This is a genomic window from Erwinia sp. 009765445 (assembly GCF_058137865.1).
Genome location: NZ_JBYUWC010000011.1, coordinates 58,599 through 71,114, shown reverse-complemented (window position 1 = coordinate 71,114; position 12,516 = coordinate 58,599). Strand labels below are relative to the sequence as shown.

12 protein-coding genes are annotated in these 12,516 nt (G+C 56.1%); 6 read left to right on the top strand and 6 right to left on the bottom strand.

Annotated elements, in window-relative coordinates; translation table 11 throughout:
• Window positions 1–11: 11 nt before the first annotated feature.
• From AC3Y5R_RS13675 to AC3Y5R_RS13665, 3 genes are read right to left on the bottom strand one after another with little or no spacing between them, the layout of a single operon-like run.
• The gene (locus AC3Y5R_RS13675) at window positions 12–758 is read right to left on the bottom strand and encodes an amino acid ABC transporter ATP-binding protein (protein ID WP_489921806.1); all 747 of its coding nucleotides are present in this window, start codon (window positions 756–758) and stop codon (window positions 12–14) included.
• Window positions 755–1,480: an amino acid ABC transporter permease gene (locus tag AC3Y5R_RS13670; protein ID WP_158780383.1), complete on the bottom strand. Its 726-nt coding sequence runs from the start codon at window positions 1,478–1,480 to the stop codon at window positions 755–757. Before AC3Y5R_RS13670 ends, AC3Y5R_RS13675 begins: the two co-directional genes overlap by 4 nt.
• Before the next feature lie 28 nt (window positions 1,481–1,508).
• Window positions 1,509–2,321, bottom strand: a complete 813-nt coding sequence (locus AC3Y5R_RS13665; RefSeq protein ID WP_489921805.1) for an ABC transporter substrate-binding protein — start codon at window positions 2,319–2,321, stop codon at window positions 1,509–1,511.
• Between the two features lie 190 nt (window positions 2,322–2,511).
• On the opposite strand from AC3Y5R_RS13665, the gene AC3Y5R_RS13660 reads away from it, so the two are divergent.
• The 3 genes from AC3Y5R_RS13660 (at window position 2,512) to AC3Y5R_RS13650 (ending at window position 5,159) form a co-directional block, all read left to right on the top strand.
• On the top strand, window positions 2,512–3,405 hold the full coding sequence (locus AC3Y5R_RS13660; protein WP_489921804.1) for a GntR family transcriptional regulator: 894 nt from the start codon (window positions 2,512–2,514) through the stop codon (window positions 3,403–3,405).
• A gap of 54 nt (window positions 3,406–3,459) precedes the next feature.
• A complete protein-coding gene (locus tag AC3Y5R_RS13655; protein ID WP_489921803.1) occupies window positions 3,460–4,245 on the top strand; it encodes an SDR family oxidoreductase in 786 nt (261 codons plus the stop codon).
• 110 nt (window positions 4,246–4,355) lie between these two features.
• The gene (locus tag AC3Y5R_RS13650) at window positions 4,356–5,159 is read left to right on the top strand and encodes a YdcF family protein (protein ID WP_489921802.1); all 804 of its coding nucleotides are present in this window, start codon (window positions 4,356–4,358) and stop codon (window positions 5,157–5,159) included.
• A 79-nt stretch (window positions 5,160–5,238) separates the two neighbouring features.
• Here AC3Y5R_RS13650 and AC3Y5R_RS13645 read toward each other — a convergent pair whose 3' ends face one another.
• Together AC3Y5R_RS13645 and ascF are read right to left on the bottom strand one after the other, a co-directional pair.
• Entirely contained in the window at window positions 5,239–6,669 is a 1,431-nt protein-coding gene (locus AC3Y5R_RS13645; RefSeq protein ID WP_489921801.1) for a 6-phospho-beta-glucosidase, read from the bottom strand.
• On the bottom strand, window positions 6,662–8,143 hold the full coding sequence (gene ascF, locus AC3Y5R_RS13640; protein WP_489921800.1) for a PTS cellobiose/arbutin/salicin transporter subunit IIBC: 1,482 nt from the start codon (window positions 8,141–8,143) through the stop codon (window positions 6,662–6,664). Before ascF ends, AC3Y5R_RS13645 begins: the two co-directional genes overlap by 8 nt.
• Window positions 8,144–8,479: 336 nt before the next feature.
• Here ascF and AC3Y5R_RS13635 point away from each other — a divergent pair, with 336 nt between their 5' ends.
• Complete coding sequence (locus tag AC3Y5R_RS13635; protein ID WP_489921799.1) at window positions 8,480–9,499, top strand: LacI family DNA-binding transcriptional regulator; 1,020 nt, start codon at window positions 8,480–8,482, stop codon at window positions 9,497–9,499.
• 56 nt (window positions 9,500–9,555) lie between these two features.
• Here AC3Y5R_RS13635 and AC3Y5R_RS13630 read toward each other — a convergent pair whose 3' ends face one another.
• Entirely contained in the window at window positions 9,556–10,065 is a 510-nt protein-coding gene (locus AC3Y5R_RS13630) for a M48 metallopeptidase family protein (RefSeq protein WP_489921798.1), read from the bottom strand.
• 205 nt (window positions 10,066–10,270) lie between these two features.
• On the opposite strand from AC3Y5R_RS13630, the gene AC3Y5R_RS13625 reads away from it, so the two are divergent.
• A complete protein-coding gene (locus AC3Y5R_RS13625; protein WP_489921797.1) occupies window positions 10,271–11,293 on the top strand; it encodes a sodium:calcium antiporter in 1,023 nt (340 codons plus the stop codon).
• A 92-nt stretch (window positions 11,294–11,385) separates the two neighbouring features.
• The gene (gene rlmG / locus AC3Y5R_RS13620; RefSeq protein WP_489921796.1) at window positions 11,386–12,513 is read left to right on the top strand and encodes a 23S rRNA (guanine(1835)-N(2))-methyltransferase RlmG; all 1,128 of its coding nucleotides are present in this window, start codon (window positions 11,386–11,388) and stop codon (window positions 12,511–12,513) included.
• Window positions 12,514–12,516 lie beyond the last annotated feature (3 nt).

Genomic DNA, 12,516 nt, shown 5'->3' with positions numbered 1-12,516 from the left:
AAACTCCGCTGTTAATGTAAAATCTGGTCGAGGAAGCGCTTTGCCCGCTCGCTGACCTGGCCAGAGAAAAAGTCCTGGGCGGTGGCCCGTTCAAGGATTTCGCCCTCTTCCATAAACAGAATGTGGTTGGCGGCCCGGCGGGCGAAGCCCATCTCATGGGTCACCACCATACTGGTCATCCCTTCGGCGCTCAGCTCTGCCATCACTTCAACCACTTCACGGATCATCTCCGGATCGAGCGCAGAAGTTGGCTCGTCATAAAGCATCAGCTCCGGTTTCATCGCCAGTGCCCGTGCAATCGCCACGCGCTGCTGCTGGCCGCCGGACAGCTCGTCAGGGAAGTGGTCGGCTTTGTCGTGAATGCGGACTTTTGCCAGCAGGGCTTCAGCCTGTTTGCGCGCCTCAATGCGGTTAACCCCCAGCACCGTCATCGGTGCCAGCATGATGTTTTCCGCCGCGGTGAGGTGTGAAAACAGCTCGTAGTTCTGGAACACCATGCCGATGCGCTGGCGCAGCTGATGAGGTGGAACCTCGCCCCGGCTGACGTTCTGGCTGGCGAAAAAGATATCGCCGCTGTCCGCCGGGGAGAGCATATTGACGCACCGCAGCAGGGTGGATTTGCCGGAGCCGGATGGCCCAATCAGCACCACCGTCTCACCCCGGTTGATGTTTAAAGAGCAGTTCTTCAGCACCGGCTGGCGATCAAAGGCTTTGTCGATGCCGATCATTTCCAGCAAAGGTTTTTTATCCTGGCTCATGGGGTTTCCCTCGCTGGCTTGGGTAATTTCATCTGGCGTGCGCGGGCTTTCAGGCCTTTCTGGCGACGCTGTTTAGGATCCAGCACGCTCTCCAGCCAGGACTGGAAAATCATAAACAGGGTGGTCAGCAGCAGGTAATAGATGCCTGCGGCGCACAGGGCTTCAAAGTAGCGGAAGCTGGCACTGGCAGTCTGGTTTGCCACCAGCAGCAGCTCCTGCACTGCGATGACCGACACCAGCGCGCTCGACTTCAGCATGCTGATCATCTGGTTTCCCATCGGCGGCAGGACGATGCGGGCAGCCTGCGGCAGCACGACCTTGCGCATGATTTGCGGGCTGGTCATACCCAGCGCCATACCCGCTGTGCGCTGGCCGCTTTTCACTGCCTGCAGGCCGGAACGTAAAATCTCAGCCATATAGGCGCCCTCGTTCAACGAGAGCGCCAGCACTGCACAGGTAAACGCGGAGAAGCGTATGCCGAAGCCAGGCAGCACGTTGTAGACAAAGATGATTTGGAACAGCACTGGCGTGCCGCGAAACAGCCACAGATAGACAAATGCCAGCCCTTTTCCTGCGCGGAACGGGGCCTCCTGCAGCAGGGCCAGTACCAGACCCATCACCACGCCACACAACAGTGAGCAGAGGGTGATTAACAGTGTCATCCAGGCACCCTGGAGAAATTCGGGTGAAAGGAAGTACTGCCACATTAATTCGATCGACATAACGTTCTCCGGTTAAGACTGGTACGGATTAATAAATGGCCACGGAATCCGGGAAATTCCACTTCTCAATCAGTTGCTTATAGGTGCCGTTTTTCACCAGACTTTGCAGGCCTTTTTCCAGCTGGGATTTGGTTTCTTCATCGCCTTTTCGCACGGCAAAGGCAATGTGGGTGTCGGCTTCAAACTCCTCTCCCACGGCTTCAAACAGGCCTGGTTTTTCGCTGAATAGCGCGACTGTGCCAGGGGTTGAGAGGAACTCGGCATCCGCGCGCCCCTGCGCCACGGCCACGGCTGAATCGGTCGCCGCCGGGAAGGTCATCACGTTGATCTCTGCTTTGCTGGCCGCCACGCAATTTTTGTTATCTGCGCGTGCCTGGCTCTCTTCGATGCCACCCAAGGTGACGGCGATGTTTTTGCCGCACAGGGATAAATCACGACCGGTGATCTTCGCCGGATTGCCTTTCGCTACCACCACGCGGCTGCCAATTTTCAGGTAGGGCACAAAATCCACCTGAGTGGCGCGCGTCGGGTTCACGTACATCGCAGAGTTGATGATGTCCAGGCGCTTGCCCTGCAGAGCGGGGATCAGGCCTTTGAACTCCATCGACATCGGTGCCGGTTCCAGTTTGATCTCCTTGCTCAGGGCGGTGATCAAATCAATATCAAAGCCGGTGAGCTTGCCGTTCTTCATAAATTCAAACGGCATAAAGGTGGCGGCAGTGCCATAGGTCAGCTTGCCTGAGGTAACGCTTTCGGGGGCGGCCTGGCTGACTGCTGGCAGCAACAGCCCGGCTAACATCAGGCCACTGAGGCCACGTAACATTAAAGAGGTGCTGGTCATACTCGTCTCCTGGAGAAGATTTAAATTGAATTTTGTGAATCAACAAATACAATCCTGGTTGCAAAAAAAATGCCTCTTTTTGATGCACTCTGCACGGTTATCGTGCAATTCCTGCTTTGTTTCGCAGCAGCCTGGCGGCTGTGTTATTGTATCTTCAGACCACAATAATGCATTTCAGGAAACCTTCCCCATGCAGTCTGACTCTACCGCGAGCAGTCTCCGGATAGCCCGGCAAATCCTTGACCTGATTTATGAAGCAAGATTCGATCCAGGTCATCATTTACGTGAACAACATCTGGCCGACGCGCTGGGTGTTTCGCGCACGCCGGTGCGTGCCGGGCTGAAGGAATTAACCCGACTGGGCGCGGTGGAAGCCCGGCCTAATCAGGGGTTTTTTCTGTTAAAAAGTGCGGATGCGCTGCAACAGATCGAAATTGAGCAACCGAAAAGCACCGACCAGACTCTGTATGAATTACTGGTGCGGGATCGCATTGCGGGAGCGCTGCCGGAATCGTTCACCCAGACCGGGATCGGCCAGCGCTATGAGGTTGACCGCGGCGTGCTGGCCCGCACGCTGGTGAAGCTGTCGGAGGATGGCCTGATTGCCCGCAATGCCGGGCACGGCTGGCGTTTTCAGCAGACGCTGAACTCAGAAGTGGCGCTGCGCAACAGCTACGGTTTTCGCCTGATGATTGAACCGGCCGCGCTGCTGACGCCGCACCTCAGGGTGGATCGCCAACTGCTGAAGCGCCTGCGTGCGCAGCATCTGCGGCTGATTACCCATCCCGACATTACCCAGGTACCCGCCAGAGAAATCTTCGAGACGGATGCATCCTTCCACGAACTGCTGGCGGAAGCCAGTGGCAATCTGTTTGTTCTGCAGGCCATCCAGCAGCAAAACCGGCTGCGGCGGCTGATGGAGTTTGGCAGCTACCACAACAAGCGACGGGTTAAGGCCTGGTGCGAGGAGCACGTGGCGATCATCGATGCGCTGCGGGATAACAAAGCGGAACTGGCTGCCGAATTGATGAGACAACATCTGCAATCCGCCTGCGACCAGGTAAATTTAAAAGCCGCCCGGTGATAACCGGCATCATTTTTGCACATTACGATCCTGAAAATACAATCAGGAGGCTTTATGGATTTGCAAATACAGCAGCGAGTGGCGCTGGTATGTGGGGCGGGAAGTGGGTTAGGGCGGGCGATTGCTCAGTCTCTGGCAAAGGAAGGCGTCAGGGTGGCGGTATGCGGCCGAAATGCGGAGAAACTGGCGGAAACCATTGCTGCCATTACTGAGCAGGGCGGAACCGCTCGTGCCTGGACGCTGGATCTGGCCGCGCCAGAGAATTTTGACGGGATGCTGGAGGAGATCCGTCAGCACTGGGGCGATGTTGATATTCTGGTGAATAACTCCGGTGGTCCACCGCCAGCCCAGGCACAGGGCACTGATGCCGCTGTGTGGCAACAGCAGTTCAACCTTATGGTGGCCTCGCTGATCCAACTGACGGATAAAGTGCTGCCCGCCATGCGTAAGCAGGGCTGGGGGCGCATCATTACCACTACCTCTTCCGGCGTGGTTGCCCCGATTGCTAACCTGGCTTTATCTAATGCGTTACGCATGAGCCTGCTGGGCTGGTCTAAAACCCTGGCCAGCGAAGTTGCTGCTGATGGCGTGACGGTGAATGTCATGGTGCCGGGCCGCATCGCCACTGCCCGCGTCAGCCAGCTTGATGCGATCAAGGCCGGACGCGAGAACAGCACGGCGGAAGAAGTGGCAGAAAAGAGCCGCAAAACTATCCCCGCTGGCCGCTACGGCGAGCCTGAAGAGTATGGTGCGACGGCGGCCTTCCTCGCAGGTGTTCCCGCCAGCTATATCACTGGCTCGGTGATCCGGGTTGATGGCGGGCTGATCTCCTCCATGTAAACCCAGGTGCATTCCGGAAGCGGGGAGCCTCGCTTCCGGTTGCCCTGGCGAGCTGATATTCTCGGCGGGTGGCTGAAATTTATCACCTGTTTCCGGGAAAAGGCTTTGTTATGAACCTGTCTCAGCAAAATATCCACGACCTTAATACTGTTGCCCGCTGGCTGGCAGAAGACGATCTGAACGCTGGCGAACAGCAGATCGACAGTGGCAGGCGCACTCCGGTGGTCAACGCAGAGATAATGATCCTGGCGGGCCACGCGATCCTGCCGAATATCACCGGTGCATTCGATTTACTGGCTGCCACCAGCCTGCCCGTGTTGTTCAGCGGCGGGGTGGGGCATTCGACCGGGCTGCTGAAGCATGCGCTGGCCTCGGCTTCACGCTATGCCCATGTCACTACCACGGCAGGCAGCGAAGCAGAGATGCTGGCCGATGCGGCAGAGCAGGGGTTCGACGTTCCCCGTGAGCGCCTTTTTATTGAAAATCAGTCACGTAACTGTGGCGAGAATGCTGACTTCAGCCTGACCTTCCTGCAAAACAATGGCGCAGTGCCGGAGCGTATTTTGCTGGTGCAGGATCCGTTAATGCAGCGCAGAACCACGGCCACCTTCCGCACTGCCTGGGCCCGGCGGGGCGTGAATGCCACATTTATCAGTTGGCCGGTGTTTGTGCCTTACCTTATTCTGCGGCAGGGGAAATGTGTTATTGCCGGAGCGGATACGCAGGAAGGATTATGGCAGCTGGATCGCTACGTTTCGATGATCTTAGGTGAAGTTAAGCGCCTGCGGGATGATGAAAACGGCTACGGCCCGGCGGGAATGGGCTTTATCGAGCATCTTGATATTCCCGCAGAGGTTGAAGAGGCCAGCCAGAGGCTGGCAGGCAGCGCCGGATTGGCCGGATTGGTGCGATAGAGAGGCATCAACGGCTCTGCAGGCATCTGGCGTCAGCAGGTAATGTGCTCCGGCCAGTCAGGCCAGAGCAAACCTGGATTTAGTCGAGATCCCGCCCGTTGCTGGCAATTACTTTTTTATACCACCAGAACGACTTTTTCCGCGTGCGGGCCAGCGTGCCGTTGCCCTGGTCATCGCGGTCAACGTAGACAAAGCCGTAGCGTTTGCTCATCTCTCCGGTTGAAGCCGCCACCAGGTCAATGCAGCCCCAGCTGGTGTAGCCCATTACCGGGATACCATCCTCAATCGCCTCGCCCATCGCGCGGATATGTTCCCGCAGATAGCTGATGCGGTAATCGTCTTTAATCTCGCCGTTTTCGTTGAATTCATCCTTCGCGCCCAGACCGTTTTCCACGAGGAACAGCGGCTTCTGATAGCGGTCGTACATCATGTTCATGGTGATGCGTAATCCCAGAGGATCGATTCCCCATCCCCAGTCGCTGCGCTGCACGTGCGGGTTAGACAGTGATTTCACCACGTTGGCGGCGCTGCTGTTGTGCTCGTTCATTTCTGCCGAAGCACAGCGTGAGGCGTAGTAGCTGAAGGAGACAAAATCCACCGTATTTTTCAGGATCTCCGTGTCGCCCGGCTCCATAACAATGCTGACGCCTTTCTCACGAAACACGCGGGCTGAATAAGAGGGATAAGCGCCGCGGGCCTGCACATCAATAAAGAACAGGTTTTCCCGATCCTTCTCTAACGCCGCCCAGACATCTTCCGGCTTGCACGACCACGGATAGAAATTGCCCCCGGCCAGCATGCAGCCAACCTGGTTCTCAGGATTGACCTGATGAGCAATGCGGGTCGCCAACGCACTGGCAATCAGCTCATGATGGGTGGCCTGATACTTCACCTGATCGCGATTTTCTCCCTCTTCAAAGACCAGCCCCGCGCCGGAAAACGGGCTGGCAAGCAGGATATTGATCTCATTAAAGGTCAGCCAGTATTTCACCAGCCCGTCGAAGGCCTCAAAGCAGGTGCGTGCATAGCGGGTGAAGAACTCCACCATCCTGCGGTTACGCCATGAGCCATATTCGGTTACCAGATGCATCGGCACGTCAAAATGGCACAGTGTGACCAGCGGCTCGATGCCATGCTTACGGCATTCCCTGAAGACATCCCGATAAAATGCGATCCCCTGTTCATTGGGGGTCTGCTCGTCACCCTGAGGATAGAGTCGGCTCCAGGCGATGGAGGTGCGGAAGACGGTGAAGCCCATCTCCGCCATCAGCGCGATATCCTCTTTGTAGTGATGGTAAAAGTCGATTGCCTGATGGCTGGGGTAAAACTCATCGTCACGCAGGGTGAAGCGTTTCTCCAGCCCGAGCTTGACCGGCATACGGTGTTCGCCATGCGGCAGCATATCGACGGTGGTCAGCCCTTTGCCACCCTCCAGGTAACCCCCTTCCGACTGGTTGGCGGCCAGTGCACCGCCCCATAAAAATCCCTGCGGAAATGGCGAATCAGACATCAGTAACCCCTTTCATATGTTCAGTAACAGGTCGGCTTGCGCTGGCCGTATTGCGTGGCTCAACCTCAGTGCTGTTCTGCGCCGGTTCATCCTCCGGAATGTCTTCAAAACCGAGGATCAACGTCAGAATAAATGAGAGCACCACGGCGAGGATCATCACTCCCACCACCCAGGCCACGGTCATCGGGTTGGACGGATCGAAGAACTGCACGCTGGTAAACAGCCCTGGCGAGGCCATCGAGTGGCTGGCCAGTCCGCCGATCCCGGCAATGGCACCGCAGATAAAGCCGCTGATCACGCTGGCAATCAGCGGGCGTTTAAGGCGAACCGCAACGCCGTAAAGCGCGGGTTCAGAGATCCCGGCAACAATGGCGGAAGCCGCTGCCGCCAGCGCGGTCTGACGCAGCTCGCGGTTTTTGGTGCGATAGGCCACCGCCAGCGAAGAGCCGCCCAGTGACAGGTTTGCCCCGATCTCCGAGGGCATCACCATGCCCTCTTTGCCGGTTTCTGCGATGGTCTGAATGATGGTTGGCGTAAAGACGCGGTGCATCCCGGTGACCACCAGCAGCGGCCAGATAGCGCCCATAATCGCCACCGACAGCCAGCCCAGATAGCCGTGAACGGTGTACACCACGGTGGAGATCCCGCTGCCGATCCAGATCCCCGCCGGGCCGATAAAGACAATGGCGATCGGCGCGGCAATCAGCACGATCAGCATCGGTTTCAGGAAGTTTTTCGTCACCGCCGGGGTGATGCGATCGACCCATTTTTCGATATACGACAGGATCCAGGTCATACACAGCGCCGGGATCACCGTATAGGTGTATTTCACTGCGGTGACGGGGATGAAGGTGAATGAGACGGGCTGACCCTGAGCGGCTTTAGCCATCAGATCGATAAAATTGGGGTGGACCAGTACCCCGGCAATGGCGATTGCCAGCGATAAATTGGTTTTAAACTTCAGTGCGGCAGAGGCCGCGACCATCACCGGCAGGAAGAAGAAGGCCCCGTCACCGATTACATTCAGCAGCACCAGCGTGGTCGATCCCTTCTCAAACACGCCAGCCATATCGAGGATCATCGCCAGCAGCTTAACCATTGATCCGCCGATAATTGCCGGGATCAGCGGTGACATAGTGCCGATCAGCGCATCAAGGATCCCGCTCCCGATACTCTTCAGCGTTATTTTACGTTTACCGGCAGGTTGAGCGGCCGATCCGCCTGGCGAGCCGAGGTTCAGCACCTCCTGATAAGCTTTGCCGACGTTGTTACCGATAATCACCTGGCACTGGGTATCGGTATTCACCACGCCCATCACGCCGTCAATGGCTTTCAGCCTGGGGTGGTCGACTTTCTGGCGATCCCTGACCACAAAGCGCAGTCGGGTCATGCAGTGGGTGACGGCTTCGATATTATCAAGACCGCCCAGCGCGCTGACGATATGCTGAGAAACCTGGGCATAATCTTTTGCCATTTTTTGTGTCTCCGGAGGCTGTAGGCAGAGGTATACCGGTATGTGCTCGTTATTTATCAATGAATTAATTTGTATCCGGCGAAAGCTCAACAGCTGCTTTTCGCCCGAGTGCGCACAGTTAAGATCCTGTCGGATCGCATTGTAGGAAACCGGTTTCACAAAATAATGTTTAGACTCCTCTATCAATACAAGAAATAAAAATATTACGTTTTCATTTTGTGATCGTGATCGCTGGAAAAGGCACGCGGGCTGGTCGGGCGGGAGGGCAAAAATACTTCCAATAATGAGGGAGTTGAGTAGACTGCTGGCAGCTATCGTGATGAAGAGATGAAAAGCATGACAACTATACTTGAGGTGGCAAAGAAAGCGGGCGTCTCCAAGGCGACCGTCTCCCGGGTGTTGTCAGGCAACGGCTACGTCAGTGAAGAGACTAAAGCGCGGGTATTCAGCGCCATACAGGATACGGGCTACCGGCCGAATCTGCTGGCCCGTAACCTTGCCACTAAATCCACGCAAACCCTCGGCCTGGTGGTCACCAACACGCTATACAGCGGCAATTACTTTAGCGAAATCCTCGTCCACTCCGCCAGAATGATGGAGCAGCATGGTCGCCAGCTGATCCTTGCCGACGGCAAACACAGCGCGGAAGAGGAGCGGGCAGCGATCGACTTCCTGCTGGATCTCCGCTGTGATGGGATCATTATCTACCCCCGTTTTCTGACCATTGCTGAAATGGACGAGATCATCGCCCGACATAAGCAGCCGATTATGGTGATCAACCGGCAGCTGCGGGCGAACCAGAGTTACTGCATTTACAGCGATCAGAAAGGATCTGGTCAGCTGGCTGTCGATTATCTGCTGGAACAGGGCCACCGCGATATCGCCTTTATCACCGGTTCGCTGGATTCACCCACCGGGGTGGAGCGCCTGTCAGGTTATAAAACGTCGTTAGCGAAACACGGTATTCCGCTGCGAGAAGAGCTGATCGTTAACGGTAAATGGACGGCGCAAAGCGGGATGGAAGCTGCCACAAAGCTGCTGGCAGGCGGAACGCCATTCAGTGCGCTGGTCGCCAGCAATGATGACATGGCCGTTGGCGCGCTGAAAGCGCTGGCGGAACAGGGCGTGCGGGTGCCGGAGCAGGTCTCGCTGATTGGTTTTGATGATATCGCGCTGGCCCCGTTTACCCAGCCTTCACTGACCACGATGAAAGTGCCGTTAACTGAGATGATGAAAGAAACCATCGACCGGCTGGTTGCCATGCTTGACGGCGGTGAACTGAAGCCGCGCACCGATTTTTCCGCCAGCCTGGTGCTGCGCGATTCTGTTGCACCGGGGCCTTTCAGTCAGCGGTAGCGTTGATTCTTTCTGGCCCATTTAGTCAGCAGTAGCATTGTTTATTTCCGGGACTTTCAGTCAGCAGTAACGTTGTTTTCCAGATCCCTCGCCGTCAGCCACAGCCGGGTATCAAACTCCAGCTGGTGGTACTGCGGCTCCATATGGCAACAAAGCTGATAGAAGGCTTTGTTGTGATCCTTCTCTTTGATGTGGGCCAACTCGTGCACCACGATCATCCGCAAAAACGCCTCGGGTGCCTGTTTAAAAATGGTGGCCACGCGGATCTCCGCCCTGGCCTTCAGCTTGCCGCCCTGCACGCGCGAAATGGCAGTATGCAGCCCAAGCGCATGCTTCATCACTTTGATTTTATTGTCGTAAAAGACTTTATTCAGTTGCGGCGCGTTACGCAGTGACTGGTTCTTCAGATCCAGCGCGTAGTCGTACAGCGCTTTATCGCTGGTGATGTTGTGGCTGTCGGGGTAGCGCTTTTGCAGCACTTCCCCCAGCCGCTGCTGTTCGATCAGCGTGCGTACCTGGGCCAGCAGGGATTCGGGATAGCCTTGCAGATAAGTAAGGGACGACATGCTGACTCCGGAAAAGAAAAACGACCCACAGGGGTAAACCGGCAGGGAGTTTACCACGGCTGGGATCCCGCAGGTTAATATAGCCGAGGCTTAGATTGTTAGCCAAGGTTGTATATTGCTGAAAAATAAGGTTTTTTAAATTCTGCTTTTGTGGCAGAATCGCCGCCTCGATTTGAAGAACAATAAAATTAGCGGTGTTTTTTTTATGGCGTTTTCAATTTTTCAGCTGGTCGTTTCCTTATTGATCATCGTGGTGGCCGCTGAGATTTTCACCAATGCGCTGGAGCATTTAGGGCAGAAACTGAAGATTTCTGAAGGAGTCACCGGTTCGTTGTTTGCGGCTGTCGGCACTGCGCTGCCGGAAACGATTGTGCCGATCATCGCCATTGCTTCCGGCACGGCGGTTTCAGCCCACAACGAAGAGATTGGCGTTGGAGCGATACTCGGCGCGCCGCTGATGCTCTCCACCTTATCGGTGTTTATCATGGCGCTGGCGGTGGTGGGAAGCCGGGGACTGAACGGCGATATCCGGCCAGAACCGCGCGGTTTCCGCCGGGATACCCGCTTCTTCTTACTGGCCTTTATCATTGCGGCCACCACCATGTTTATCCCGCATTCCAACACAATGTTGCGGGCAACCATCAGTGGGTCACTGATCGGCCTTTATGTTATCTATGTGATTTTAACCGTGCATGCTTCAAAGCAGCTGGTGCAGACGGGTGAGGTAACCGAAGCGGGCAGCCAGCTGTTGCTGAACAGGGTCGGCCTGCCGGTTAATCTGCTGACTATTTTGCTGCAGGTATTTATCGGCACGGGCATACTGGTCGGCGGGGCTTTCTGGTTTATTGACGGCGTGCAGGATGCTTCCGGCCTGCTGGGAATTTCTGCGCTGCTGCTTTCGCTGATCATCATCCCGATCGCCACCGAGCTGCCAGAGAAGATCAACAGCGTACTGTGGATCAGAAAAAATAAGGATACTCTGGCGCTGGGCAATATCACTGGCGCGATGGTCTTTCAGGGCACCATCTTGCCTTCCCTGGGGATTATGCTGACGCCGTGGGAGCCGCGTTCCGAGGTGCTGCTGGGGGTGATCATTACCCTGATAGCCGCCTTCTGGCTCTGGCTGAATGCGACCCGCAAGCAGCTGAAAATCTGGGCGCTGGGGGGGAATGGCCTGCTCTATATTATCTATATTGCGATTTCGCTGTTCTACCAGAAGCATGTTTGAGCGGCGACTGACGGTCCTGGCTAAGAAAAACGTTTACTGTCGGCCCGTTTTAGGGGATAAATCGCGGGAATTTTTACCATGCCGGAGATCCCATGAGCGAATTAGAACTGAGCCACCGCACGCTGACACTGCACCGTTTTCCCCAGACGCGCGAAGAGAGCCCACTACAGGCGTGGGATGCTGCCGATGAATACCTGCTGCAGCATGTGGCTGATGCTTCAGCTAACGGCCCGACATTTATCTTTAATGACACCTTTGGGGCGCTGGCCTGTGCGTTGGTCGGCGAAGAGCTGTACAGCATCAGCGATTCGTTGATGGGTCAGCTGGCCACGCGCCACAACCTGACTATGAACGGCATGGATGAAGGGGAAGTGCACTTCCTCGACAGCCTTGCTTCACTGCCGCTGTCTCCCGCCCGCGTGCTGATTAAGATCCCGAAAACGCTGGCGCTGCTGGAGCAACAGCTGCGGTCACTGCGCAGCGTGGTCACGCCTGAAACGCAGATTGTTGCGGCAGGCAAAGCGAAGGATATCCACACTTCCACACTGCAATTGTTCGAGCGCGTGCTGGGAACCACCACCACCTCGCTGGCGGTGAAAAAAGCTCGCCTGATTTTCTGTACGCCAACGCTGCCGAACCTTGCGGACGCCCCGGAAACGTATTCCTGGATGCTCGAAGGCACCGACTACCGTATTCACAATCACGCCAACGTATTTGCCCGCAGCGGACTGGACGTGGGCGGTCGCTTCTTTATGGCGAATCTGCCAGACAATATTGACGGTGAGATTGTCGATCTGGGCTGTGGCAACGGGGTGATTGGTCTGAAGGCGCTGGAGCAAAACCCGGCGGCAGAGATGCATTTTGTGGATGAATCCTGGATGGCCGTGGCGTCCAGCCGGATGAACGTGGAAGTTAACCGACCGGAAGACCTGGATCGCTGCCACTTTACGGTCAATAACTCGCTGGCTGGTTTCCCTTCCGATCGTCTGCATGCGGTGCTGTGTAACCCGCCATTCCATCAGCAAAACACCCTGACCGACTACATTGCCTGGCAGATGTTCCGCGATGCCCGCCGCTGCTTACAGTACGGCGGAGAGCTGCGTATCGTGGGTAACCGTCATCTCGACTACTACCGCAAAATGAAGAAGCTGTTTGGCAACTGCACCACCGTGGCCTCTAACCAGAAGTTCGTGATCCTGCGTTCGGTGAAACTGCGCTGATTT

Bases quoted from the DNA above. Each gene is read 5' to 3' on its own strand.
- AC3Y5R_RS13675 (WP_489921806.1), bottom strand. From the start codon at position 758: ATGAGCCAGGATAAAAAACCTTTGCTGGAAATGATCGGCATCGACAAA.
- AC3Y5R_RS13670 (WP_158780383.1), bottom strand. From the start codon at position 1,480: ATGTCGATCGAATTAATGTGGCAGTACTTCCTTTCACCCGAATTTCTC.
- AC3Y5R_RS13665 (WP_489921805.1), bottom strand. From the start codon at position 2,321: ATGACCAGCACCTCTTTAATGTTACGTGGCCTCAGTGGCCTGATGTTA.
- AC3Y5R_RS13660 (WP_489921804.1), top strand. From the start codon at position 2,512: ATGCAGTCTGACTCTACCGCGAGCAGTCTCCGGATAGCCCGGCAAATC.
- AC3Y5R_RS13655 (WP_489921803.1), top strand. From the start codon at position 3,460: ATGGATTTGCAAATACAGCAGCGAGTGGCGCTGGTATGTGGGGCGGGA.
- AC3Y5R_RS13650 (WP_489921802.1), top strand. From the start codon at position 4,356: ATGAACCTGTCTCAGCAAAATATCCACGACCTTAATACTGTTGCCCGC.
- AC3Y5R_RS13645 (WP_489921801.1), bottom strand. From the start codon at position 6,669: ATGTCTGATTCGCCATTTCCGCAGGGATTTTTATGGGGCGGTGCACTG.
- ascF (WP_489921800.1), bottom strand. From the start codon at position 8,143: ATGGCAAAAGATTATGCCCAGGTTTCTCAGCATATCGTCAGCGCGCTG.
- AC3Y5R_RS13635 (WP_489921799.1), top strand. From the start codon at position 8,480: ATGACAACTATACTTGAGGTGGCAAAGAAAGCGGGCGTCTCCAAGGCG.
- AC3Y5R_RS13630 (WP_489921798.1), bottom strand. From the start codon at position 10,065: ATGTCGTCCCTTACTTATCTGCAAGGCTATCCCGAATCCCTGCTGGCC.
- AC3Y5R_RS13625 (WP_489921797.1), top strand. From the start codon at position 10,271: ATGGCGTTTTCAATTTTTCAGCTGGTCGTTTCCTTATTGATCATCGTG.
- rlmG (WP_489921796.1), top strand. From the start codon at position 11,386: ATGAGCGAATTAGAACTGAGCCACCGCACGCTGACACTGCACCGTTTT.